Below are 24,732 nucleotides of genomic sequence, written 5' to 3' on the forward strand. Positions count from 1 at the left end.
AACAACGACAGAAACGAGGCACGACCACCGATGGAGCACCTCAAGGGCGCCCTGCGTACCTACACCTGGGGCTCGCGCACGCTGCTTGCAGACCTGCGCGGCACCGCCTCGCCCGCCTCCACCCCGGAGGCGGAGCTGTGGTTCGGCGCGCACCCGGCCGCCCCGTCGACTATCGACGGACGCGGCCTCGACGAGCTCATCGCTGCCGATCCGCGCGGGGCGCTGGGGGAGCGTGTCGTCGAGAAGTTCGGCGAGCAGCTGCCATTTTTGGTCAAGCTGCTGGCAGCCGGGGCACCGCTGTCGCTGCAGGCGCACCCGTCGAAAGAGCAGGCGCTTGCCGGTTTCCAGCGGGAGGAAGACAGCGGGCTGGACCTGCACGACCCGCGCCGCAACTACAAGGACCCGAACCACAAGCCGGAACTGATCGTGGCGCTGACTCCCTTCCAGGCGCTGGCGGGCTTCCGCCCCTTTTCGCGCACTGCGGAGCTGCTCGCGGTGCTCGACGCCCCGGGGCTCAACCGCTACACCACGATGGTGGACCCGGAGGACGAAGAGGCGAGCTTGCGCGCGCTGTTCACCACGCTGATTTCGCTGCCGCGCAAGGCGGCGGTCGCGCTCGTGGAAGAAGTCGAGCAGCGGGCCCGGGAGGTCGTGCAGGGCGAGCTCGAGGAGTGGATGCGCGAGGTGCTCACCATGTACCTCGAGCTGGTCGAAGCCTACCCGGGCGACATCGGTGCCCTGGCCGCGCTGCTGCTCAACTACTTCAACCTTCAGCCCGGCGAGGCGCTCTACCTGGACGCCGGGCAGCTGCACGCCTACCAGCACGGGCTGGGCGTGGAGATCATGGCGAACTCCGACAACGTGCTGCGCGGCGGCCTGACCTCCAAGCACGTTGATGTGCCGGAGCTGGTGCGGGTGCTGAAGTTTCACGCGCTGACGTCGCCGCGTCCGGAGACGTCGACAAGCGAGACCGGCGAAGAATTCATCCTGCCGATCGAGGACTTCCGGCTCGGCCGCCACCGGCTCGCGGGCGAAGCGACGCTGAAGGTGAACACCGACGGGCCCGCGATCGTGCTGTGCACGGACGGCGAGGCCATCGGTAGCGGCCAGTGCGTCTTGCGCCCCGGTGAGGCCGTGTGGATCCCCGCGAGCGACCCACGGCCCGAGTTCCGCGCCCGGGAGGGCGGGCAGGCGGAACTGTTCTACGCCAGCGTCTAGCGGTCCGAGCTGCCGGGTTCGGCGGGGGTGCAGGCGTCGTAAATGATGACGCCCGCGGTGATGCCCGCCGCGACGAGCGCGAGCCCAGCCGCCACGCTAGCCAGGTTCATCCGTGCCTTGCGCAGCTGGGCGTTGATCTCGGAAGCCTGCTTGGCCAGCGCCGGGTTAAGAATGCCCAACTGCTGCTGCAGCTGCGTGTTCGCGTCCTCCAGCTGGCGGGCGATCTGGTCGGCCACATCGCTGAGGCCCGGGATTGCGGTCTGGGTGGCGATGCCGAGCGGGATCAGCGCGAGCAGCGGCACACCGAAGCCCACGCCCGCGGCCAGGCAGCGGCTGTAATCGAGCTGCGGGGCGGCACCGGCCTTCGGGGAAATCGGGATGGTGACGGAATCCACCAACTCGCCCACCCTGTCCTTGACGTTCGCGGTGACGTTCTCGCCTGGGATGGCCTGCTCCTCGACGACGATGATGAGGTTGCCGCCGTCGTCGATGCTGCCGTCGGCAGGCCCCTCGACGTCGACGATCAGGTCCTCGGGCACGAAGCCGCCGCGGTTGGGCAGGCTGATGCGGCCGCCTGGGGTGAGCAGGCCGTCGTCAGGCGTGAAGTCCCAGCTCGGCTTGGCCGAGTCGTGGACGAACGGGTTGGAGCCGTTGAAGGCCTCCTGCCCGTTGGTGATCCCGTCGCCGTCGGCGTCGCCGGCAGGCGAGAGCAGCGAGATCTCGGACTGGTCGAACATCTCGAAAGTGACGCTGGCAATGTAGCTCGAGCCATCGGGGTAGGCGAAGCGCACGTTCGCCTCGGGCGTGAGCACCGGCCGCAGCGCGGCGACCAGCTTGTCCCAGTCGCGCTTCTCCGCATTGCCGAGCGTGGCGTACTGCGCGGCCAGGTCGGCGATGCTGGGTGCCTGGGCATGGACGACCGCGTTGTCGTCGGTGCTGAATGTCCAGCCCGGCGCGTTGTCCGGGAAGTCCCCGCTGACCTCGGTGCCCTCCGGCATCTGCTTGTCACCGTAGGGGTTCGGCGAGGCGGCCTTGCGGCTTGGCTTGATGCGCACGGTGTCCTTACCGAAGGAGGGGATGTGCTTCTGCGTCGGCGAGCGCAGGTCCTCTTTCACCGTCACCCGGGCCGCGCCGAGGTACTTGCCCTCGGCGTTCTTGATGGTCACGGTGATGGCGGTGCCGGGCTCAGCGTCCTCGTCTGCGGTGATGCGCAGGTCGCCGCTCTGGTCAAGCGAAGCGGTCGCCGGGCCTTCGACCGTGACGGTGGTGCCGGGGGCGGGGATGCCGCCGGCGTTCGGCACGGTGACGGACTCGCCGGCGTAGACCTCGCTTGAGCGGCTGGTGTCCCACTTCGCGGGTGCTTCGGGGACGACTTCCGGGTCGAAGGGGTTGGAGCGGTGCTCGACTTCCTTGCGGTTGCCGTGCGTGTCGCCGTCGGCGTCGCCGTCCGGGTCGAGCAGGGGACGCTCGTCTTGCGCGTTGAGCTCGAAGACGACGCTTTCGGAATCCACCGAGTCGTCCTCGTAGATAAAGTCCACGAACACCTCGGGCTTGGCCACCGAGTGCAGCACCGTTTCGATGGTGTCCCAGTCGACGTCGGTGCCCTGGGTGAGGCGGGCGTAGTGCTGCGCCAGCTCATCGACGCTCGGCGCAGTCGCCGTAATCACCCCGTCGCTATCGATCTCGAAGGTCCAGCCGACGGCATCCGCCGGGGTTTTGAGCACGGCCACCTTGAGCTTCTCCGGCGCAGGGCCGTTGAAGGGCTGGTTGGTCGCGACCTGCGCCTCCTTGTCGACGGTAATCGGCGAGTCGTACTTCGGGCGGTACAGGCTGGCGTCGGAGGGGCGCTCGTGCACGGTGATCGTGGTTGCCACGGTATCGCTGGTGCCGTCGTTGTAGGTGACCTCGATGCTCGGGCGGTAGGTGCCGACCGTGTTCGGATCCGGGGTTTCGTCGTTTTTAACGAACTCGATCCTGTCGGCCTGGAGCTCCTCCGGGTTGGTGATCGCGTCGCTCGGGTCGAGCTCGTCGCCCACAGTGATGCTGAGGTTGCGGGTGGTGGGCTCGTTGACCTGGTTGAGCGGGCGCGGCTTGACGACGATCACGGTGCCTACCTCGTCGGTCGAGCCGTCTGGGTACGTCACCACGATGGTCACGTTCTTCTCGCCCGCGATGGTTGCCTGCGGGGCCTCGCCCTGCTCATCGGCGGCGAAGTCCGCGGTGGTGCCGCTCGGCAGCGTGCCTAGGTTGGTGATCAGGGAGCGCGCCAGACGCGCGTCCAGCGTGGTGCCGACGGTCACGCTGTGGTCTTCGCGTGCCTCTGGTGTGTACATCTCCGCCAGCGTGCTGACGGGGATCTCGAGGGTGAGCGGGGAGTTGCTGAGCGAGTAGTCGTTGACGGTCAGGGTGAGGGTGCCCCTTGCGTCGGTGCCCGGGATAAGCGAGATGTTGCCGTCAGCGTCGACGGTGATGTCGCTTTCGGGGATTGTCCCGCTGTTGCCCTTGCCGTCCTCCCACGTCGCGCTGAGCTTGGGCTGCTTGCCGCCGGTGACGCGCAGGCCGGTCGGCTGCGAGCGCTTGGTCGGGTTGAGCTTGGCGGCCTTGCCGGTCACGGTGGTTGTGGTGCCGAGGGGGACGGTCTTGGTCACTTCGCCGAGGCTGGGGTCGGTCACGGTGACGGTGATCGGGCCTGTCGCGTCGGCGGCGGGGTTGAGGAGGATCTCGTGGTCGTCGTTGAGCGTGGCGGTGACGTTTTTGCCGTTGGCGTCCTTAGCGGTGACCTTGGTGAGGCCCTCGTGGTATTCGCCGATGGTGATGCCGGTGGCCTGCTTGCCGCGGCTCGGGTAGACGGTGGCCTGCGGGTTGCTGACCGTGGTTGTGGTGCCGAGTGGGACGGTCTTGGTCACTTCGCCGAGGCTGGGGTCGGTCACGGTGACAGTGATGGGGCCTGTCGCGTCGGCGGCGGGGTTGAGCTCGAGCTCACCGTTTGCGTTGAACTTGGCGGGGACGTCCTTGCCCGCTTTGTCCTTCGCGGTGACTGTGGTCTTGCCCTCGTGGACCTCGCCGACTGCGATGCCAGCGGGCTGCGACCCGCGGCCCGGGTAGACGGTCTTCTCTCGGTACACGGTGACAGGCAGGAAGACGGCCGGGGAGGTGGTGCCGTCGGCAAACTGCGCTTGGATGGGGACGTCGATCGTGCGGTGCGATGCGCCTCCGAGCAGCGCATCCTTCGCCCCGGGCTTCACGTTGATCACGGGCTCGCCGCCGTGGTCTTCGATGCTGACCCAGTCGCGGTACGGCACGCCGTCGTCATCGGCGGGGATGAAGAACGTTGTGCCCGCTGGTGCGTCGATGAGGGAGCCATCGGGGTCGCTCGCGTCGATAAAGTCCGCGGTGTCCGCCGTCTCGGTTTCGCTCATGCCGACGATGACGGCCTTGTTGAGCACGGGGTGGTAGCGCCCTGCGTGGTCCACATGGCCGATGTAGAGCGGCAGGTTCACCGTGTCCCAGGAGACACGAGTTTCGTCCTCTGAGTAGTTGAAAGTGATTGGCAGCTCGACGTAGCCGAGCGGGTTCTCCCCAGCAGTGACTTGGATGCCAGAAGAGATTCGGTACTGCTGTGCCTCGTTCGGATCATCGATCACGTTGGTGTCTGCCGTCCCATAGAAGACTTTGATCTTGGGGTCGCCGTCCTTGCACGCGCTCTTCTCCGCGCTGGCGTCGCAGAACTTGTCTGCCTGGTGAGCGAATTCAATAGCCTGCGTCTCGAACTTGGCGCGGGCGTTGACGAGCAGCTTGCGCTTCTTATCTCCGATCTCGTGCTCCTCCACCAGCGGATTACCGTCTGTGTCGGTCATCACCGGCCAGTGGCTGTCCACGTGTTCTGGGTTGTTCGGATCGAAGTTGGGATCGGTGGCATCGCTGTCGCCGTAGCGCACCGGATCGCTCCACGCGACGTCGCGGATGGTCTTCGTCTCGCCAGGCTTAAGAATCAGCGGGTGGCGTGGGAACTTCGGCTGGTAGCGGACGTAATCGGGGAGATCCTCGTAGCTTAAGTTCCCCGCTTCGTCCACGTACAGCGTGATTAAGGTGATGAAGTTGCCGCGGTTCTTGTTTGCTAGTGACGCCTCCACGCTCAGGGTGTAGACACCCTTCGCGGCGTCTGCCGGGACCGTGCCTTCGACGCCTCCATCGGGGTGTACCGTGATCCAGTCAGGGTTGGCGGGGGCATCATCGGTCGGTGTTGGCTCCTTGTACGTAATCTCCTCCAGCGGCGTCCTGCGGATTGCTTGGGGGAAAAGCTCCCAGTACTCGGGAGCGTCAATACGGAACTCTTCGCCGGGGGAGGCGGTGTAGTAGTTCGCGTAGGTGGGCTGGTAGGTCAAAAACCAGGGGAGGACAGTTGTGCTATATCCCGTGGTACCGATGAAGTCGCCGTCGTCGTATCTGGGCAGGGCCGTGAACTTGTCCAGGCGCGTTTCCGCGTTGAGCTCCCCGGTAGCTTCTGCTGCCTGCGCGTGGACCGCGGTTGGCGCGGCAACGCTGACTGCCGCGGTTCCGGAGATGGCCAGCGTTGCCGCCATTGATGCGGCGAGCGCTGGGCGCAGGTTGAGCGTGCGGGGAGTGGAAAACGGCCGCATTGAATTCCCTTTCTCAGATGACGGCGAGTTAAAGAGGAAGCTGCGACGTCTCTGCCCGGCTCGGCGCACGTAAATCACAGGTGATCGCCGTGTGAGGGAGCTGTGCGAAGTTTGTAGCAGCTTGGATTGACCTTAAAAAGTCTTCTGCAGCGCATGGTACTTCATGGAAGGGTGACAAGGGGAAGTGCAATGGATGACGCTTGCCCACGGAAGGGGGATACGAAAAAGCAGCGACCCGAAATAACGCGGGTCGCTGCGTGAGGTGTGCTAGCGGCGGAAGTTGCTGACCCAGCGGTTCCAGGCCTGCTGTGCCTCGGAGGAGAAGCCTTGCTGCGGGGCTCCCGCCTCCCGTGGCGCGGGTGCCGGGGTCGGTGGCGCACCCTGGTCGACCTCGGGCCCGACCTGAGTGTGCGCCTGGCCCTCCTGGGGCGTAGCGCTCTGTGCGCCCTGCTCGGCCGACTGCGGCGCACTGCTCGACGTCGGGGTGGCACCGGCAGGCGGTTCCGGTGCGGGCTCGCCGGCGGGATCTGCGGGCTTCGGCTCCGCTGGCGTCGGCTCGGTCGTCGTCGAGCTGCCCTCGCCCGGATTACCCGGCGTTTCCTGCGTAGGAGGTGCGGAGGACTCAGCGGCGCTCGGAGTCTCAGCAGCCTCGCCCTCGCCCTGCATCGCCGCGGCGGTGGTGGGCAGCACGGTGGTGGGTACCACGTTGGTGGGGCGGAAGACGCGCGTGGACGCCTGTTGCTGCGCGGTGCCTACGACCGCGTGTTGCGGGGCGTAGGGGTCGGAGTTGAGGCTGTAGGCCTCGCCCTGACCTTCTGTGCTGGGTTGTGCGAGGTTGACCTGCGGCTGCTGGGGTGCAGCGTCTGGGGCCTGCCCCGCGTCGTCGTCAACCTGCTCCGAGCGCGTATCCGAGGTCACCCTGGAGGTTTTGGAGACTGGGCTTTCCTTGCGCGGCTGCTCGCTTGTCGTCTCGGAGACGTAGCCGGCCTGGGCTGAGCGTTCGGATGAGGAGGCATTCCAGACGAAGAAGCCAATGACGATGGCGGCGACGATGCCTGCCGCCATAAAGATGCCGACGCGCGGCTTCTGGTTATCCACGGGTCCTCCTTCCCCGACTCAATTGTCACAACCGTATAACAATTATCTCGTTGCGCCTTTTATAGCACGCTTGTTATGAATTCTCCTGTTCAAGTGATCACAAACACATCAACGCTGCCTCCGTGCCGGGTGAAGCAGAATCGTGGTAGACCTATGGCAAGTGCGCAAAGTCCGCCCAAAAGGAAAAGGAGATGCCGATGAGCGCGTGGGATGAGGAGATCTTCTCCGTCGAGGCCAATGTCGATTTTCTCGATGAGCTTGACTCGCTCGAGGAGGACGAGGTCGAGCAGGCGGTTATCGACGCGGCGTTGTTGACCGCCAACCAAAACCCCGCCTCCGTCAGCGAGGATGAGCTGCTTAACGGCCGCGCCGCCGCGACGATCGTGGCGATCTGGGCCGGGGCTCCCTTTTCCGCCGGCGAGGTCGCCGATACCTATCCCTTTATCCGCAACCGTCCCGCGACGGTGAGCGACGAGGCGGTCGAGGCCGCGACCGCAGTGCTGGAGGGCGTCGGCGAGGATGAGGCGGGCGCGAGCCTGGATCAGTTCCTCGAGGCGCTAGCGTAGGCGAGGGCGGCCATGATTATTGCCGTAGAAGGTATTGACGGGGCGGGAAAGCGCACCATTGTCCAGGCGATCCAGCGCGAGTACGGGGCGCGCACGCTTGCTTTCCCGCGCTACGAGGATTCCATCCACGCACAGCTCGCGCAGCAGGCGCTGCACGGGAAGATGGGTGATTTAACCGATTCGATTTACGGGATGGCCACCATGTTTGCGCTGGACCGCTACGGGGCGAAGGCCCAGATCGCCGAGTACGCGGAGACAGGTGTGCTGGTGTTGGACCGCTACGTGGCCTCGAACGCGGCCTACTCCTGGGCGCGCTCGGGGGAGAAGGCGATTGCGGATTGGGTGGCAGACCTAGAATTTAGCCAGCTCGGGCTGCCGGTGCCGGACCTGCAGGTACTGGTGGATACCCCGCCTGCCGTCGCGCAGGAGCGGGCGTTAAAGCGCGCGGCGGCGGACGCGACGCGAGAGCGGGACCGCTACGAGCGTGACGCGGCGCTGCAGCAGGCCACCTACGAGGCGTACGTGGCCTTGGCCGAGCAGGGGTGGGCGAGCCGATGGCTTCGCACCACTGATGCAGGAACTATCATGCAAGCAGTCGAAGCCGTACGTTGAAGGAGCCCTGATGCAGCCGAAGATCCTCGTTGTTGATGATGACCCAGCCATCAATGAGATGTTGACCATCGTGCTGGAGGCCGAGGGCTTTGATACCTCTTCTGTTCAGGACGGCGCGGAAGCGGTGGAGGCCTTTCACACGTACGATCCCGATCTGGTGCTCTTGGACCTGATGCTGCCCGGCGTCAACGGGATTGATATTTGCCGCGAGATCCGCCGGACCTCCGCGGTACCGATCGTCATGCTTACCGCAAAGACGGACACCGTGGACGTGGTGTTGGGCTTAGAGTCCGGGGCGGATGACTACATCACGAAGCCCTTCAAACCGAAGGAGCTCATCGCCCGAATCCGCGCGCGCCTGCGCCGCGTCGACGACGAGCCTGCCGAGGTACTCAAGATCGGCGACCTGACCATCGACGTGCCGCAGCACATGGTCAGCCGCGGCGACGAGGAGATTGCGCTGACCCCGCTGGAGTTTGACCTCCTGCTGGAGATGGCGCGCAAGCCGAACCAGGTGCACACCCGTGACGAGCTGCTGGAGACGGTATGGGGCTACCGCAACGCCTCCGATACCCGCCTGGTCAACGTGCACGTGCAGCGTCTGCGCTCCAAGATTGAGCTGGACCCGGAGCACCCGGAGATCATCCTCACCGTGCGTGGGCTGGGCTACAAGACTGGTAAACCGGGGGTGTAGCCGATAAAGGGCAACGCAATCTGGCGGGCGAGAGAGCGCGTCGCAGAGTCGTGGCGCACCTCGCTGCAGGTGCGTTTCGTAGGCACGGTGCTCATCGTGTCCACCATCGTCATGCTCGTGCTGGGTTTCGCCATGGCTTCGGTGGTCACCCAGCGCATCACGCAGAGCAAGTTGGACGCGGCGAGCGTCGAGATCGAGCGTGCGCGCGTGGTGGTCGAGGAACAGATCGACAACACGGGCAGCGCCTCCTCGTTGCAGGTGCGGCTGAACTCGGCGCGGGCCGCGCTCACGCAGCGCTCGCAGGGCAGTTCCGAGGCCGCCAACGTCTACGACCCGGTCCTTCTGGTCAGCGGAGGGCCGGGTGCGGGCACGTCCTCGCCGGAATCCTACTCCATCCCGGAGAAACTGCAGGCGTTCGTGTCGGAAGGCAACGTGGCCTACCAGTTCTCCTCGGTTGAGCGCGCCGACCGTTCCACCTACAGCGCGCTGATCATCGGTACGCCGACGAACGCGGAACTACGCGACCTCGAGCTGTATTTGGTCATGAACATGGAAAACGAGGCGTCGACACTCGCGCTCATGCGCGGCCTTATTGCCTCGGCCGCCGTGATCGTGATCGTGTTGCTGGTGGGCATCGCGTGGCTGGCCTCCCAGCAGATCGTCGCGCCGGTGCGCTCCGCCTCCCGCACCGCCGAGCGCTTCGCCAGCGGGCACTTGCGCGAGCGCATGCCTGTCGACGGCGAGGACGAGATGGCCGTGCTCGCGCTTTCCTTCAACAACATGGCGGACAAGATCTCCGAGCAGATCAACCACCTCGAGGAGTACGGCGACCTGCAGCGACAGTTCACCTCGGACGTCTCGCACGAACTGCGCACCCCGCTGACCACGGTGCGCATGGCCGCCGACATGATCGCGGCGAACGAAGACGACCTCGACCCGGTGACTCAGCGCGCTTCGCAGCTGATGACCCGCGAGCTTGACCGCTTCGAGGCGCTGCTGGCCGACCTGCTGGAGATCTCGCGCCATGACGCTGGCGTGGCCGACCTGGCGCTGGCCACCATCGACGCGAAGACCCCCATCGAGTCCGCGTGGGCGCAGACCCAGCACCTGGCCGAGGAACTCGATGTGGAGGTCACTTTCGACCTGCCCGAGGAGCCGGTCAACCTGGAGGGCGACCCGCGGCGCATCGAGCGCATCGTGCGCAACCTCATCGCCAACGCGATCGACCACTCGGAGGGCAACCCGGTCGCCGTGCGCCTGCGGGCCAACGACGAGGCCGTGGCGATTACCGTCACCGACGGCGGCGTCGGGCTCAAACCCGGGCAGGAGGAGCTGGTGTTCAACCGCTTCTGGCGCGCGGACAAGTCGCGCAAGCGCCACTCCGGCGGCACCGGCCTGGGCCTGGCGATCGCGCGTGAGGACGCGGTGCTGCACCACGGCCAGCTGGATGCGGCAGGCCAGCCCGGCGTCGGCGCGCAGTTCCGCCTCGTGCTGCCGCGCCACCCGGAGCAGGGCTACACGCAAGCCCCGCTGCCGCTGGTCGCGCCGGGCGAGGATGAGCGCAGCGCGGAAGGCAACCAGGCGCGTCCGCTGGTGGCGCGTACGAAAGAGGAGGCGGCAGATGGGCGTGACTAGGAAGGCGAAGGTGGTGGCGTGGGCGTCGATAATCGCCCTGACCTCGGGGTGCACCTCCCTGCCCACAAACTCCGACCCGCACGTGCTGCACAGCTTCAACGCGCAGACGGCGGCTGAGCCCGACGCGCGCCCGATCGAGGGCCGCGAGCCGGACCTGCTCCTGCGCGACTTCTACGCTGCTTCGGCGCTGCCGGCCGCGGATTACGAGGCCGCGCGCGCCTTCCTCACCGGCGACGCCCGCTCGGCCTGGGACCCGCGCGTGCAGACGCTGATCGTGGACAATATCGGCGTGACCACGCTCGTGGGCGGCGCCGGGACCAAGCGCAGCTACAGCGTGCACGGCGACGTCGTTGGCGAGCTCCACGACGGCGGGGCGTTCACGCCCGAGCACGGCAGCTACGAGGCCACCTTGGAGCTCGAGCTTGTCGACGGCGAGTGGCGCATCTCCTCCCTGCCGTCCGGCGTCGTGCTGGAGCGTTCCGAGCTGCGCGAGCACTACCAGCCGTACAACCTCTACTTCTTCGACCCGGCCGGCAACGAGCTGATCACCGACCGCCGCTGGGTGGTCTCGCGTCGGGAGTCGCTGCCGAGCGCCCTGATCACGCTTCTGACCAGCGGCCCGTCCGAGCGCCTCATCCCGGCGGTGGATGAGTCGTCCCCGGCACACCTGACAGCGGACGATGAGGCGATCGCGTACGCGGGGATGGAAGACGGCGCGTACACCTTTACCGGCTTCGGCGGGCTCGATGAGAAGGCGCGCAAGCAGTTTGCGGCCCAGGTGGTGTGGACGTTGGCCTCTGCTGGCGTGACCGGGCCGTACAATCTGCGCGCCGACGGCGAGGTGCTTTTCGACGGCGCCGACGCGCTGACCGTCGACGACTTCGCCGAGTTCAGCCCGCTGGTGGATCTGGTTGGCGAGACGACGCTGTACTCGCTGGCCAACGGTCGCGTCTCGCGTGTCAGCGGCGGCACCGCGCACCAGGTCGAGGGCGCGCTCGGCGAGGCGGGCGACGCGCTGACCGCCGACATCTACGGCGAGAAGTACTGGGCCGGGGTCTTCGGCAAGGCTGGCGGCAACAACGAGGAGCACGACGAAGATAAGGACGTCTTCCGCGTCGGCGAGTTTGGCGGGCGCGAGGAGGATATCGTCGAGGGTACGACGTTTTCGCGGCCCACCTTTGAGCCCGACGCCGCTGCGGTGTGGGTCGTGGCCGACGGCACGAAGGTGCTGCGCACCATCCAGTCCGGTGCGACCGACGAGATCATCACCAGCGAGGTGGACGTCGAACTACCGGAGGGCGTCGAGGGCAACATTTCGGTGCTGCGCCTGTCGCGCAGCTCGGCGCGCGTGGTGATGGTGATTGATGGGCGGCTCTACACCGGGATTGTCAAGCGCGGCGCGACCGGCGAGCGCTCCGTGGTCAACGTGGTGGAGTACGCCTCCGAGCTGGGCGGGTCGGTCATCTCCGCGGACTGGCAGCCGGACGGCTCCCTGCTCGTGGGCACCTCCAGCGGGCTCTCGCCGGTGATGCGCGTCGAACAGGACGGCTCCGGCAGCACCACCTTGTCCGCGGGCAACATCTCCGCGCCGGTGGTGGCGGTGGGTACCTCGCCGAACATGCTGTACGTCACCGACTCGAACGCGCTGCTACAGATGCCGGTTTCCGGCAGCGACAACCCGCTGTGGCGCGAGGTACCGGGGCTGCTCGGCACCCGCGCCCTGCCGATCGTGGCGCGCAACTAGCACCATGTTGGGGGAGGTGGCGGACCTTTTGTTGCCGCGCTACTGCGCGGGCTGCGGGGAGCCCGCCGAGCGCTGGTCGGTGCTGTGCGCGCGGTGCCGTCGCCTGCTTGCGCGGCCCCCGCAGCGGGTGTTCCCGAAGGTGGCGGTGCCCGCCCCGGTCTTCGCGCTCGGGCCGTATGCGGATGCGCACCGCGGGGTGATTCTGGCGATGAAGGAGCGCAACAACCTGGCGGTGCGCGCGCACGTCGGCGCGGTGCTTGCGGCGGCGCTCGAGCACTTGGAGGTGCGCGGGGATATCGCGGTCGCGGACGCGCTGGTGCCCGCCCCGACGCGCAAAGCCAACGCGCGCGCCCGCGGCGGGGACCCGGTGCGCGCGGTGTGCGAGGCGAGCGGGCGGACCACCTGCCCGGCGCTGACGTTGCGCAGCGCAACGGCGGATCAGGCCGAGCTGGACGAGGTCGGCCGGCGCGCGAACTTGCAGGGGGCGGTGCACGTGCGAAAACTGCCTGCCGGTAGCGTGGTGGTGGTCGACGACGTCGTCACCACGGGGGCAACGCTCGAGGCTAGCGTGGCTGCGTTGCTTGCGCGCGGGGTGGGCGTAGCGGGGTGCGTCACACTCGCGGAAGCGTGAGACGCAGGAAACTGGCAGGAACTTCTTCCCCTCAAAGCAACACATTGGTTATGACCAGTTGTATAGTTGGGGTAGACCGAGTTCCTACTACTCTAGGGAGGAAGCAGATGACTTCTGCAGAGCACAACGACAGCCTGAGCCCCAACGCACAGGTGACCATCACCGGCCGAAATGTCGAGGTCCCAGAGCACTTCCAAGAGCGCGTCAACGCCAAGCTCGCAAAGATTGAGAAGCTTGACCCCTCGCTCACGTTCTTCAATGTGGAGCTGCAGCACGAGCCCAACCCGCGTCGAGAAGCGCAGGCGCAGCGCGTGCAGATCACCGCGACCGGCAAGGGCCACCTCGCCCGCGCCGAGGCGAAGGAGGACAGCTTCTACGCTGCCCTCGAGTCTGCACTAGGCAAGATGGAGCGCTCGCTGCGCAAGGTGAAGGTGCGTCGCCAGGTGGCGCGCTCCGGCCACCGCGCGCCGAAGTCCACCGGCAAGATCGCGGCCGAGCTGGCGCGCGAGGCGGAAGAAGCACGCGCACAGGCGAAGGACAACTTCGAGACGGATCCGTACGCGGACACTGTTGAAGATGTGGTGCCGGGCCAGATTGTGCGTCGCAAGGAGCACTCCGCCACCCCGATGAGTGTGGACGATGCGCTGTCCGAGATGGAGCTGGTGGGCCACGATTTCTACCTCTTCGTAGATGAAGAGACCAACCAGCCGTCCGTGGTGTACCGCCGCCACGCCTACGACTACGGCCTGATCGCCCTGACCGCTGAGGCGAAGGAAGCCTAAGGGCTAGACCAGTACGCCCGCCACGGCCTTGCGCTGTGGCGGGCGTTTGGCGTATTCACACCAAATTGTGCGAGGTTGGGCAGACGAGCGGTTGTCAAGGCACGCTGCCTTGTGCGTACAATTGCGGGTTGGTACACCTTAAGTAACTTTTTTGTGCTCGTACTTTTGCACTGACTACCGAAGGATTCACAGAACGTGTTTGGACTTTCCAAGTTGCTCCGCGCCGGTGAAGGGCGCACCGTCAAGCGTTTGTCAAAGATTGCTGACCAAGTCATGGCGCTGGAGGGTGAGTACGAGAAGCTCACTGACGAGGAGCTCAAGGCAAAGACCGACGAGTTTAAGCGGCAGATCGAGGACGGGGCGTCGCTGGACGACCTGCTGCTCGACGCGTTCGCGACCGCCCGCGAGGCGTCCTGGCGCGTGCTGGGGCAGAAGCACTACAAGGTGCAGATTATGGGTGGCGCGGCACTCCACTTCGGTAGCGTCGCCGAGATGAAGACCGGTGAGGGCAAGACCCTGACCTCGGTGCTGCCCGCGTACCTGAACGGCCTGTCCGGTAAGGGCGTCCACATCGTCACGGTGAACGACTACCTGGCTAAGCGTGACGCCGAGATGATGGGGCGTGTGCACCACTTCCTGGGCCTGGACGTGGGCGTGATCCTTTCCGAGATGCGCCCGGACGAGCGCAAGAAGTCCTACGCAGCAGCGATTACGTACGGTACGAACAACGAGCTCGGCTTCGACTACCTGCGCGACAACATGACGCGCTCGACCAGCGAGATGGTGCAACGCGGCCACAACTTCGCCATCGTGGATGAGGTTGACTCGATTCTTATCGACGAGGCGCGTACCCCGCTGATTATCTCCGGCCCCGTCGACGGGTCGAGCCAGCTCTACACCGTGTTCTCGCAGCTCGCGCCGCGGATTCGCGAGGGCAAGCACTACGAGGTGGACCGCCGCAAGCGCACCATCGGCGTGACCGAGGAGGGCGTGGAGTTCGTCGAGGACCAGCTGGGCATTGGCAACCTGTACGCGCCGGAGCACTCGCAGCTGGTCAGCTACCTCAACAACGCGATTAAGGCGAAGGAGCTCTTCGAGCGCGATAAGGACTACATCGTGCGCCAGGGCGAGGTGCTCATCGTGGACGGGTTCACGGGCCGCGTGCTCGCGGGCCGCCGCTACAACGAGGGCATGCACCAGGCGATCGAGGCGAAGGAAAACGTCGAGATCAAAAACGAGAACCAGACGCTGGCGACGATCACGCTGCAGAACTACTTCCGCCTCTACGACAAGTTGGCGGGCATGACTGGTACGGCGGAGACCGAGGCGGCCGAGTTGCACCAGATTTACAAGATGGACGTGGTGCAGATCCCGCCGAACCGTCCGAACCAGCGCCAGGACCGCGACGACCTGATTTACAAGACGCAGGAGGCGAAGTTCGCGGCCGTGGCCGAGGACATTGCGGAGCACTCGGAGAAGGGCCAGCCGGTGCTGGTGGGTACTACCTCCGTGGAGCGCTCCGAGTACCTGTCCCAGCTGCTGACCCGCAAGGGTGTCAAGCACAACGTGCTGAACGCGAAGCACCACGAGGAGGAAGGCCGCATCATCGCCGAGGCGGGCCTGCCGGGGCGTGTGACCGTGTCCACCAACATGGCTGGTCGCGGTACCGATATCGTGCTGGGTGGCAACCCGGAAATTCTGCTGGACGCGAAGCTGCAGGAGCAGGGCCTCGACCCCTTCGAGGATGAGGAGCGCTACCAGGAGGCCTGGAACGCGCAGCTGCCGGCGGCGAAGGAGCGCTCGAAGCAGCTTGGCGACGAGGTCCGCGAGGCCGGTGGCCTCTACGTCATCGGCACGGAGCGCCACGAGTCGCGCCGTATTGACAACCAGCTGCGCGGCCGCTCCGGCCGCCAGGGCGACCCGGGCGAGACCCGCTTCTACCTGTCGATGCGCGACGAGCTGATGGTGCGCTTCATGGGCCAGTCCATGGAGAACATGATGAACCGCCTCAACGTGCCGGACGATGTGCCGATCGAGGCGAAGATGGTCTCGAACGCCGTCAAGGGTGCCCAGGCGCGCGTGGAGAACCAGAACTTCGAGATGCGCAAGAACGTGCTCAAGTACGACGAGGTACTCAACGAGCAGCGCAAGGTGGTCTACGGCGAGCGTCAGGAGATCCTGGGCTCCAAGGACATCAAGGACCAGGTCCGCCGCATGATCGAGGACACCGTCAGCGCGTACGTCGACGGCGCGACCCGCGAGGGCTACGTCGAGGATTGGGATCTGCGCGAGCTGTGGCACGCGCTCGAGTCCCTCTACGGCCCGACGGTGACGGCCGAGGAGCTCATCGAGGGCTCGACCTACGGCAGCCCGGGCGAGATCAGTGCGTCTGAGCTGCGCCAGGCGCTTGTCGACGATGCGCAGGCCCAGTACGACGCCCTCGAGGAAAAGATCGCCGAGATCGGCGGCGAGGAGCAGATGCGCAACCTGGAGCGCTCTGTGATCCTGCCGGTGATCGACACCAAGTGGCGCGAGCACCTCTACGAGATGGACTACCTGAAGGAGGGCATCGGCCTGCGCGCGATGGCGCAACGTGACCCGCTGGTGGAGTACCAGAAGGAGGGCGGCGACATGTTCGCGGCGATGAACGAGGCCATCCAGGAGGAGACCGTGCGTCAGCTGTTCTTGATGCGTAAGCAGTTCGAGAGCCAGGATGAGGAAGCGGCGCAGGCTTAACGCCCGTAGACTCACAGAAAAGACGTACTAGGCGGAGAAAGGCGAGCACGCATGCAGGGACTGATTTTTGATTACGCAGGGGTCCTGGACCAGGACAAAGAGGATGAGCAGCGCTGGCGCGAGCTGATCAAGGCGGTCAAGGCCCAGGACGTCAAGGTGGGCATCCTCTCCAATGAGGAGGCGGACAGCCCACTAGCGGAGGAAATCCGCGAGTGGGAATTCCGCGGCGACGTGGACGCGGTGGTGCTTTCCGGCGAGATCGGGATTGGCAAGCCGGACCGCGCGGCCTTCCAGGCTGCGGCGGATGCGATCGACGTGATCATCAACGATTGCGTGATGATCGACGACGACATTGTGAACGTCCGCGCGGCGGTTGAGTTCGGCATGATCGGCATCCTGCACACGGCGTTCGAGCGCACGTCGGTGGAGATCCAGTCGCTGTTCGAGGTCGAGGGCGAGTTTTAATGCGCGTCTACATCCCCGCCACCTTCGGCATGCTCGAGGCCTTAAACGACACGGGCGTGCTGCATGCCCGCAACGGCTGGGGCTTCGCGGCCACTCCGGCGTTGACGGAGTTCTTCACCTCCGGTGACCAGGAGGAGATCGAGGCGATTGCTTTCGACGACGCCGCGTTGGCGTCGATCCGCCTGCTGGCGATCGGCGACGAGGAGCGCTTCCCGCACCGCCGGGTGGTGGTCTCCGCCGACGTCGAGGCGAGTGGGGAGCCGGACATGGGCGAATCGGTGGTCAAGGTCGCCGGTCCGGTCGAGCTGAAGGATGTTGCCGCGGTGCACGTGGACGTGCGCGAGGCCGAGGAGGCCACGGCTAAAGCTATCGAGTGCATCGACGCCGCCGACTTGGGAGACCAGGACGCGGAGCTGACAGTGGGGGACGCCCAGGACCTTTACATGGCCTTCTTTGACCCCAGCGAGCTACCTTTCCTCATCGAGCTGCTTTAGTTCCCACTCGTTGTTCGAGTGCAGCGCTACCAACAGGTGGCGCACCGCCGCCGCACGCCTGCCTGAAGGTGAGTCGGCGGCGAAGTTGTCGAGGGCGCACTCCGGGTCTGCGGGTGGTCCCAGGTGCGTGCAGCCGCGGGGGCAGTCCGCGGACGCCTCGGCCAGGTCCGGGAAGACGTCGATGATCTGCTCGGGCTGCACGTGTGCAAGGCCGAAGGAGCGGATGCCGGGGGTGTCGATAATCCAACCGCCGCTCGGCCCGTCGAGCTCGAAGGCGACGGACTGGGTGGAGGTGTGGCGGCCCTTGCCCACGCCGGAGACCTCACCGGTGGCGCGCTCGGCGTCCGGGACGATGCGGTTGACCAGGGTGGACTTGCCGACGCCGGAGTGGCCGATGAGGGCGGTGACGTGGCCGTCGATAAGCGAGCGGAGCGTGGACAAGTCATCGGCGGTGCCGGTGCGCAGCACGGTGACGTCCATACTGGCGATTTCGCGCTCGAATGCTTCCGGGTCTTCCAGATCGGACTTGGTCACGCACACGACTGGGCGGACGCCGCCGACGAAGGCGGCGATGAGCGCGCGCTCGACGAAGCCGGTGCGCGGCGGGGGATCGGCGGCGGCGACCACGATGAGCAGCAGCTCCGCGTTGGCGACGATGATGCGCTCGTAGGGGTCGGTGTCGTCGGCGGTGCGGCGCAGCACCGAGGCGCGGTCGGCGCGTTTGACGATGCGCGCCATCGTATCTTTCGCGCCCGAGGTATCGCCGACGACGCCGACGCGGTCGCCGATTTCGATGCTGGTGCGCTTCAGCTGGCGGGCGCGTACACAGTTGACCAGCGTGCCGTCGTCGAGCACGACGCCCCAGCGCCCGCGGTCTTTGGTGACCACCATGCCGAAGCGGGCGTCCTTGTGGCTCGGCCGGTCTTTCGAGCGCGGCCGCGAGCCCTTGCCGGGGCGGACGCGGACGTCGGACTCGTCGTACTCGTCGTAGCTGGAGAAGCGACGGGCCATTAGCGTCCCACCATGGTTTCCCACATCTGCGCAAAACCGGGCAGCGTCTTGGAGGTGGTGTCGATGTTTTCCACCTCGACGCCCTCGACGACCAGCCCCAGGATCGCGCCGGCGGTGGCCATGCGGTGGTCCGCGTAGGAGTACCAGGTGCCGCCGTGCAGCGACGCCGGGGTGATGCGCAGCCCGTCGGGTAGTTCCTCGCAGTTGCCGCCGAGCCGGTTGAGCTCTGTGGTCAGCGCCTCGAGGCGGTTGGTTTCATGGCCGCGCAGGTGCGCGATGCCGGTCAGCTCCGAAGGCGTCGACGCGCACGCGGCGAGCGCGGCGACGGTGGGGGTGAGCTCGCCGATGTCGCTCATGTCGATGCGGATGCCGCACAGCTCGCCGTTTTGCGGACCGCGCACCTCGAGGGTGTGGTCTGGGCCGGTGACGACGAGCTCGACCTCGCAGCCCATGCGCTCCAAGATGTCGCGGATCACGTCGCCCGGCTGTGTGGTGCTAATCGGCCAGTGCGGCACGGAGACCGCGCCCCCGGTCACCGCGGCGGCGGCGAGGAAGGGCGTGGCGTTGGAAAGGTCCGGCTCGATGACCCAGCGGTTGGACTGGATCGGCTGCGGTTCAACCTTCCAGGTGTTGCCTTCCGCCTGCACGCGCACTCCGGCCTGCGCCAGCATGTCCACCGTCATCTCGATGTGCGGCATGGACGGCAGCGTTCCGCCGGAGTGGGTAATCTTCACGCCGCGCTCAAAGCGTGGTGCGGCCAGAAGCAGGCCGGAGACGAATTGGGAGGAGCCCGAGGCGTCGATTGTGACCTCGCCGCCGGGCGCGGACCCGGTGCCGTGCACGGTGAAGGGAAGCGTGTCGCCCGCGACCGAGACGCCGAGGTTGCGCAGGGCGTCGAGGATGGTGTTCATGGGGCGGGACTTGGCTTGCACGTCGCCGTCGAAAAGCACGGGGCCCTGCGCGAACGCGGCTACGGGCGGCACAAAGCGCATGACGGTGCCGGCGAGTCCGCAGTCCACCTCCGCGGCCTGAAGCTCGGACGGGGTCACGCGGATTTCTTCACCTTCGCGGGCGAAGTGGGTGCCCATTGCGGCGAGCGCGGACTCCATCAGCTCGGTGTCGCGCGAGCGCAGGGCACCGACGATTAAGGATTCGCCCTGCGCGAGGGCGGCGAGGATGAGTGCGCGGTTGGTCATCGATTTAGACCCCGGCACCGTCTGCGTGTGCGAGACGGGGGCGGGGGCGTACGGCGCTGGCCACAGATCAGTCATGCGTCCATCATAATGGAGGCATGTGTGGACGTTTCGTGCTTTTCACCACCGGCGAGGCGCTCGTGGACGCGGTGGCCGCCCTACCTGGCGCAGGCACCGTCGCCACCCCTGATGGCACCCCGCCGCCGCGCTATAACATCGCCCCGACTCAGCAGGTTGCGCTCGTGCGCTTCGACGCGTCCGGCGCGCGCATCGACGCCGCCCGCTGGGGTCTGCTCCCGTCGTGGAAGAAAGACGATTCCGGCCCGCCCCTGTTCAACGCGCGCGCCGAAACGGTCGCGGAAAAGCCCTCCTTCCGCTCCGCCTTCGCCCATAAACGCGGGCTGATGCTTCTCGACGGCTACTACGAATGGCTCCCCACCGAACACGGCAGGAAGCAACCATATTTTGTCGCCCCCGAATCCGGCATGCTCTACGCCGCCGCGCTGTGGGAGACGGGCTTGGACCGCCTTTCCACCACGATGGTGACCACCGAGACAACCGAGAATATGGCGTGGCTGCACCACCGCCTCCCGCTCTTCCTCGGCGCGGACGAGGTGGCCCAGTGGGTCGACGGGACCCCGGAGGAAGCCGCGGAGCTTTTGGCACCCTCCCGGGTGGCGAACACGCTGCGCTGGCGCGAGGCGGACCCAGCGGTGGGCAACGCCCGCAACGAGTACGCCGGGCTTGTCGGCGAGGGTCCGCTGGGTGAGACGCGGCCTTAGTCGGTCGAGATTTCGGCGAACTTCGCGCCCGCGAGGGCGGCGAGGTCCTTTGGGGATAGCTCGAGCGAGAGTCCGCGCTGGCCGGCGGAGACGATGATGGTGGGGAAGGGGGTCACGGAGGCGTCGATAAGCACTGGCAGTTTCTGTAGTGTGCCCAGCGGCGAGATGCCGCCGACGATGTAGCCAGTGGCATGCTCGGCTTTCTTCGGCTCCGCGAGCTGCGCCTTCTTCCAGCCCAGCGTTTTTGCGGCTGCCTTGAGCGAGAGGTGGCCCGCGACCGGCACGCAGCACAGCGCCATCTCGCGCGGCTGCGCGGTATTGGATACCACCAGGGTTTTCAGCGTGCCGCGCGGATCGGCGCCGAGCTCCGCAACGGAATGCTCCCCGAAATGATCCTGGCTCGCGGTGTACTCCAGCACGGCGTGCTCGACACTTTTGGCGGCGGCGATTGCGCGGGTACGCGCGGACATGTGGGGCTCCTTCTTGCTTGGCGTATGGGCCGATCCTACGCCTGGGGAAGTGGCCTACAATAGCGGGCATGCCCGAGCAAGATCTGAAAAACCGCTTCACTGAAGAGGCGATGCCGCTGCTGGACCAGCTCTACGGAGGCGCGCTGCGGATGACGCGCAACCCGCAGGACGCGGAAGATCTCGTGCAGGAGACCTACTTAAAGGCGTACAAGGCCTTCGACCGGTTCACCCCGGGCACGAACCTGAAGGCGTGGCTGTACCGGATCATGACGAATACGTACATCAACACCTATCGCAAGAAGCAGCGCCGGCCCCTGGTCACCTCGGCAGACGATGTGACCGATAACCAGCTCTACACGTCCAGCTCGCACGACTCGACCGGGCTGGAGTCCGCCGAGGTGGAAGCGCTGAAGCAGATGCCGAACTCCCGAATTTCGGAGGCGCTCAACTCGCTGAACGAGGACTACCGCATGGTGGTCTACTACGCCGACGTGGAGGGCCTGGCGTATAAGGAGATCGCCGAAGTGATGGACATTCCGCTCGGCACGGTAATGAGTCGGCTGCACCGTGGAAGAAAACAACTGCGCGAGATGTTGAAAGACGTAGCGCATGATCAAGGCATTGGGCTCGAGCGAGCGGCTACAGATGCAAAAAACGCGGAGGAGAAGTGATGGACACGCCCAACAACCACTGCGAAGCGGCTGATTGCACCGAGGTGCACGCACTGCTGTGCGAGCTGTTTGACCCGTCGACTACGCCCGAGCGGGTCGAAGAGATCCGCGTGCGCGTCAAGGCGTGTCCGCACTGCTTTGGGCAGCTGGAATCGGAGGAGGCGGTGCGCCGGATCGTCCGTTCGTGTTGCGGGCAGGCGCATGCCCCGGAGCCGTTGCGCAAGCGGATTATCGCGTCGCTCTCGTCGGTGACGTATACCGAGATCCGCTACCGGTAGCGCTGTTTTTCGACAGGTGCCCGCGACCGTGCAGGTCGCGGGCTTTTTGTGTGTGGAGGGGGATGGGACCGTCCGTGGCGACGAAGTGTGAGCGAGCCCCCGAAAACGGGGGTAATTTTCGGGGGTGGCAAATGGTGAACAATTCCGTATTGGTCATTCTTAAGGAATGGCGGATTGGTGTTAGCTGAGCGTTTCACACGTAAAGGTCTTAAGGATGCGTACGTTATGCCCCCCTTTTTCGAAAACTCCCAGGGTGGATGTTGAGAAATCTACAAAGTGCAGCATTCTATTTCTTAGGAAGCATAATATGCATTCATAAGTATCGTTGAACACTTTGGAGTTCGTAGACACTTATAGCGAGTTTGCGCTCAGGTATGGTGCACCCAACGAACCGATTGTTCAACTAAGCTGCAGCCAGTGGGGCTAATTGTGTTGAACAATCGCGATATAAACCAGAAAAAACCGTGCAAATAAAGGCAGTTTTCCAAGCGACTTCACAGTGCATACTCTTTCTGCATAAACTAGAGCCAGAACAAAGACAACAACTTCCGGCGTTGCCGCCGGGAGGCAGCACGAGAAGAGGAATACGAAAATGAATGCCATCGCTCGCAAAGCACTTGCCGCAATGTGTGCGCTTTCTGTATTCGTTCCCGCCATCCAGGCACCGGCAGAGGCTGCGGTTGTTGAAGAGTCTTCCGTCGTCACGGTCACCGCTGACGAGGTCGGCCCCTTCTTCCACAACGTGGAGCTGGACAAGGGCCGTATCTCCTCGCTGAAGTTCACCGACCCGGCGTCGGTTGGCGGCACCCAGGATTCTTCCTTTTACATTGACTTCCGTTTCAACGGCCAGCGCGGCCTCGCAAACGCCGAGAACACCACGGTAGATACCCGCAAGGAAGGCAACGTTCAGGTTGTGACTATGCGCAACCGCGACGACGCCCTTGGCACTGCCTGGACCCGCGAGTTCCGTATCGACGGCAACAAGATCACCGTCCGCGTTGAGGTGGAAAACATCAGCGCAGACGACGCGTACTTCCAGCTGGACATGACCAACCAGGTCAACACCGCCCGTGAGCTGCAGGGCGCTTACGAGGATGGCGTCTTCACCGTCGGCCCGGAGTTCGGCGGCTACAACGCGCAGCTGACCTTCGACGGCGCGTACAGCTCTGGCGTGGCCAACTCCTTCAACGACACTACCGAGGCCGGCGAGGTCGGCTTCGTCGATGAGGCGGGTGCTATGTTCCAGCGCGGCCGCTGGATCCAGGAGATTGACGCCGGCCAGACCGCAGTTGCCGAGGCCACCATCACGATGGAAACCCAGGACAGCGCAGTCGACACCGATGGCGACGGCCTGCCGGACGTGTGGGAGGAGCAGGGGCTCACGCTTGCCGACGGCACCGTGATGCCGCTCAACGAGTGGGGTGCAGACCCGAACCGCCCCGACATCTTCCTGCAGATGAACTGGATGCCCTCGGAGTTCGAGTCGCTCGGTTGCTTTGACAACCCGCAGCAGCGCGCCTGCGCTGAGGCGAACACCAAGAGTTACCGCCCGAGCGCTGACGTCCTGCAGCAGCTGGTGGACAAGTTCGACGAGCACGGCGTGAACCTGCACATCGATGCAGGCGCAAGCTACAGCAACATCCCGAACTACGCTGAGCGCCACGGCGGCGAGTACGGCGAGTTCTCCCGCTACTACTTCCAGGGCGTCATGCCTGGTCTGAAGCTCATGGACAACATCGGCGAGCTCCTCGGCGACCGCTCCGCGGTCTTCCGCAGCGGCATGATCGGTGACTCGATGGGCCCGGGCAACTACTCGGTCGGCCTCTCCCTGGTGGGCGACAACGCCTTCTACGTTGCCAACCACGAGCGGATGACCACTGACGAGCAGCTCCGCAACACGATCATGCACGAGCTGGGCCACACCCTCGGCCTGGACCACAACGGTTCGACCAAGTTTGCCAACGAGGTCCCCAAGTCGGACTACCTGCCGAACTACTACTCGGTGATGAACTACCTGTACCAGTTCAGCCACTTCGACTACTCGGATGAGGAAGCTGTCTCCGGCGGCCCGCTGCCGCAGGAGTGCAACCGCCCCGGCGTGAACTGCTACACCGGCGACTACCGGGTGCCCGCTGACTGGGACAACCTGATCATCAACACCGGGCACATCGGCCGTCCGGTCGGCGCCGCTGGTGTTGACGGCAAGGCTGTCGATACCAAGGCGTTGCAGGCAGTGGAAGCACGCGCCAAGCAGGTCGCCGCAGCGGAAGCACAGAACGGGACCGCTGAGGTTGAGCTGGACGCGAAGAAGCTGCAGGCTGGCAAGAAGGGCGAAGTCACCCTGCGGGTGAAGAACCCTGGTGCGGACCTTGACCGCTACGACATCCAGGTCGTCACCCCGAACGGCGCGTTCCACGACGCGGTCGTTCTGGGTGGTGCCTTCGGCCAGGCCGACAACGAGGTCACCGTGAAGGTGCCGGTCGTCCCGGGTAACGCTGCAGTCATGCCGGTTGACGTGAAGGTCACCAACGGCAAGGGTGCAACCGCCTTCGAGGACCGCTTCGCAGTCGACGTTGAGACCAACGCCAAGGCAGCTCCCTCCGACGCGATGGCTGGGGCCACCAACACCGGTGCAGCACAGGCACCGCGCCCGGAGCGGCAGCGCGAGACCTCGACCTCGTTGACTACGGCGGCTGAGCAGCCCGCAAAGCCTGCCGCGCAGGACAAGCAGGAGCCCGCAGAGCAGAAGCCTGCAGCTGACAACCAGAGCAACGCCAAGGCTGAGAGCCCGAACATCGCAGCGATTGTCATTCCGATCATCGCCATCCTGGCCATCATCGGCGGTATCGCAGGCGTCGTTGGCTCGGGGATGCTGGGCTAGCGCCCCTGGGAGAGAGACCCTTCAGAAGACGGTAACCCGCCCGGTTCAATGCGAACCGGGCGGGTTGCTTTGTGGTGTGTGGGGCGGCCGGGTCTGGGGTCTGAACGGAGCTAGCTCCATTTGGGTCTGGG

Annotated in this window: 20 protein-coding genes; 15 read left to right on the plus strand and 5 right to left on the minus strand. The window is 65.6% G+C overall.

The features are described from left to right. The first annotated feature begins 30 nt into the window (after positions 1-30). Entirely contained in the window at positions 31-1,218 is a 1,188-nt protein-coding gene (gene manA, locus CIMIT_RS02740; protein WP_038588822.1) for a mannose-6-phosphate isomerase, class I, read from the plus strand. On the opposite strand, the gene CIMIT_RS02745 is transcribed toward manA, so the two are convergent. Then, positions 1,215-5,858, minus strand: a complete 4,644-nt coding sequence (locus tag CIMIT_RS02745; protein WP_038588826.1) for a Rib/alpha-like domain-containing protein — start codon at positions 5,856-5,858, stop codon at positions 1,215-1,217. The two genes, manA and CIMIT_RS02745, sit on opposite strands and share 4 nt — an antisense overlap. Before the next feature lie 267 nt (positions 5,859-6,125). Further along, positions 6,126-6,956, minus strand: coding sequence for a hypothetical protein (locus tag CIMIT_RS02750; protein WP_038588829.1), 831 nt, complete (start codon positions 6,954-6,956; stop codon positions 6,126-6,128). A 197-nt stretch (positions 6,957-7,153) separates the two neighbouring features. Here CIMIT_RS02750 and CIMIT_RS02755 point away from each other — a divergent pair, with 197 nt between their 5' ends. From CIMIT_RS02755 to CIMIT_RS02800, 10 genes are all read left to right on the plus strand, one after another. Further along, positions 7,154-7,522: a DUF4259 domain-containing protein gene (locus CIMIT_RS02755; RefSeq protein ID WP_038593810.1), complete on the plus strand. Its 369-nt coding sequence runs from the start codon at positions 7,154-7,156 to the stop codon at positions 7,520-7,522. Between the two features lie 12 nt (positions 7,523-7,534). Beyond that, the gene (locus CIMIT_RS02760) at positions 7,535-8,134 is read left to right on the plus strand and encodes a dTMP kinase (RefSeq protein ID WP_038588832.1); all 600 of its coding nucleotides are present in this window, start codon (positions 7,535-7,537) and stop codon (positions 8,132-8,134) included. A gap of 10 nt (positions 8,135-8,144) precedes the next feature. Continuing rightward, positions 8,145-8,828, plus strand: coding sequence for an MtrAB system response regulator MtrA (gene mtrA / locus CIMIT_RS02765; protein ID WP_038588835.1), 684 nt, complete (start codon positions 8,145-8,147; stop codon positions 8,826-8,828). A gap of 63 nt (positions 8,829-8,891) precedes the next feature. Beyond that, complete coding sequence (gene mtrB / locus CIMIT_RS02770; protein ID WP_051904744.1) at positions 8,892-10,463, plus strand: MtrAB system histidine kinase MtrB; 1,572 nt, start codon at positions 8,892-8,894, stop codon at positions 10,461-10,463. Beyond that, the gene (gene lpqB, locus CIMIT_RS02775) at positions 10,450-12,207 is read left to right on the plus strand and encodes an MtrAB system accessory lipoprotein LpqB (RefSeq protein WP_038588838.1); all 1,758 of its coding nucleotides are present in this window, start codon (positions 10,450-10,452) and stop codon (positions 12,205-12,207) included. Before mtrB ends, lpqB begins: the two co-directional genes overlap by 14 nt. A 16-nt stretch (positions 12,208-12,223) precedes the next feature. Continuing rightward, on the plus strand, positions 12,224-12,838 hold the full coding sequence (locus CIMIT_RS02780) for a ComF family protein (RefSeq protein WP_231910327.1): 615 nt from the start codon (positions 12,224-12,226) through the stop codon (positions 12,836-12,838). A gap of 107 nt (positions 12,839-12,945) precedes the next feature. Beyond that, positions 12,946-13,620 (plus strand): ribosome hibernation-promoting factor, HPF/YfiA family, encoded by a 675-nt coding sequence (gene hpf, locus CIMIT_RS02785; RefSeq protein ID WP_038588841.1) that lies wholly within the window; start codon positions 12,946-12,948, stop codon positions 13,618-13,620. A gap of 195 nt (positions 13,621-13,815) precedes the next feature. Beyond that, positions 13,816-16,356 (plus strand): preprotein translocase subunit SecA, encoded by a 2,541-nt coding sequence (gene secA, locus CIMIT_RS02790; RefSeq protein ID WP_038588844.1) that lies wholly within the window; start codon positions 13,816-13,818, stop codon positions 16,354-16,356. A 51-nt stretch (positions 16,357-16,407) separates the two neighbouring features. Further along, positions 16,408-16,821 (plus strand): HAD-IA family hydrolase, encoded by a 414-nt coding sequence (locus tag CIMIT_RS02795; protein ID WP_038588847.1) that lies wholly within the window; start codon positions 16,408-16,410, stop codon positions 16,819-16,821. Next, positions 16,821-17,315 carry a DUF6912 family protein gene (locus tag CIMIT_RS02800; RefSeq protein WP_038588850.1) on the plus strand — a complete coding sequence of 165 codons (495 nt, stop codon included), beginning with the start codon at positions 16,821-16,823 and terminating at the stop codon, positions 17,313-17,315. Before CIMIT_RS02795 ends, CIMIT_RS02800 begins: the two co-directional genes overlap by 1 nt. Here the strand turns inward: CIMIT_RS02800 and rsgA are convergent. Continuing rightward, a complete protein-coding gene (rsgA, locus tag CIMIT_RS02805) occupies positions 17,289-18,326 on the minus strand; it encodes a ribosome small subunit-dependent GTPase A (protein ID WP_038588853.1) in 1,038 nt (345 codons plus the stop codon). The two genes, CIMIT_RS02800 and rsgA, sit on opposite strands and share 27 nt — an antisense overlap. After that, positions 18,326-19,597 (minus strand): 3-phosphoshikimate 1-carboxyvinyltransferase, encoded by a 1,272-nt coding sequence (aroA, locus tag CIMIT_RS02810; protein ID WP_038588856.1) that lies wholly within the window; start codon positions 19,595-19,597, stop codon positions 18,326-18,328. The genes rsgA and aroA overlap by 1 nt, the downstream gene beginning before the upstream one ends. 20 nt (positions 19,598-19,617) lie before the next feature. Here aroA and CIMIT_RS02815 point away from each other — a divergent pair, with 20 nt between their 5' ends. Next, complete coding sequence (locus CIMIT_RS02815; protein WP_038588860.1) at positions 19,618-20,301, plus strand: SOS response-associated peptidase; 684 nt, start codon at positions 19,618-19,620, stop codon at positions 20,299-20,301. Here CIMIT_RS02815 and CIMIT_RS02820 read toward each other — a convergent pair. Next, the gene (locus tag CIMIT_RS02820) at positions 20,298-20,771 is read right to left on the minus strand and encodes an aminoacyl-tRNA deacylase (RefSeq protein WP_038588863.1); all 474 of its coding nucleotides are present in this window, start codon (positions 20,769-20,771) and stop codon (positions 20,298-20,300) included. The two genes, CIMIT_RS02815 and CIMIT_RS02820, sit on opposite strands and share 4 nt — an antisense overlap. Positions 20,772-20,839: 68 nt before the next feature. Here CIMIT_RS02820 and CIMIT_RS02825 point away from each other — a divergent pair, with 68 nt between their 5' ends. The 3 genes from CIMIT_RS02825 to CIMIT_RS12040 all read left to right on the plus strand — a co-directional run bounded on the left by CIMIT_RS02825 (position 20,840) and on the right by CIMIT_RS12040 (position 24,601). Next, positions 20,840-21,442: a sigma-70 family RNA polymerase sigma factor gene (locus CIMIT_RS02825; RefSeq protein ID WP_038588866.1), complete on the plus strand. Its 603-nt coding sequence runs from the start codon at positions 20,840-20,842 to the stop codon at positions 21,440-21,442. Then, the gene (rsrA, locus tag CIMIT_RS02830) at positions 21,442-21,720 is read left to right on the plus strand and encodes a mycothiol system anti-sigma-R factor (protein ID WP_038588869.1); all 279 of its coding nucleotides are present in this window, start codon (positions 21,442-21,444) and stop codon (positions 21,718-21,720) included. The genes CIMIT_RS02825 and rsrA overlap by 1 nt, the downstream gene beginning before the upstream one ends. Positions 21,721-22,312: 592 nt before the next feature. After that, positions 22,313-24,601: a zinc-dependent metalloprotease gene (locus CIMIT_RS12040; protein WP_051904745.1), complete on the plus strand. Its 2,289-nt coding sequence runs from the start codon at positions 22,313-22,315 to the stop codon at positions 24,599-24,601. The last annotated feature ends 131 nt before the right edge of the window (positions 24,602-24,732 follow it).

Origin of the sequence: Corynebacterium imitans (genome assembly GCF_000739455.1) — a bacterium.
GTDB classification, from domain to species: domain Bacteria; phylum Actinomycetota; class Actinomycetes; order Mycobacteriales; family Mycobacteriaceae; genus Corynebacterium; species Corynebacterium imitans.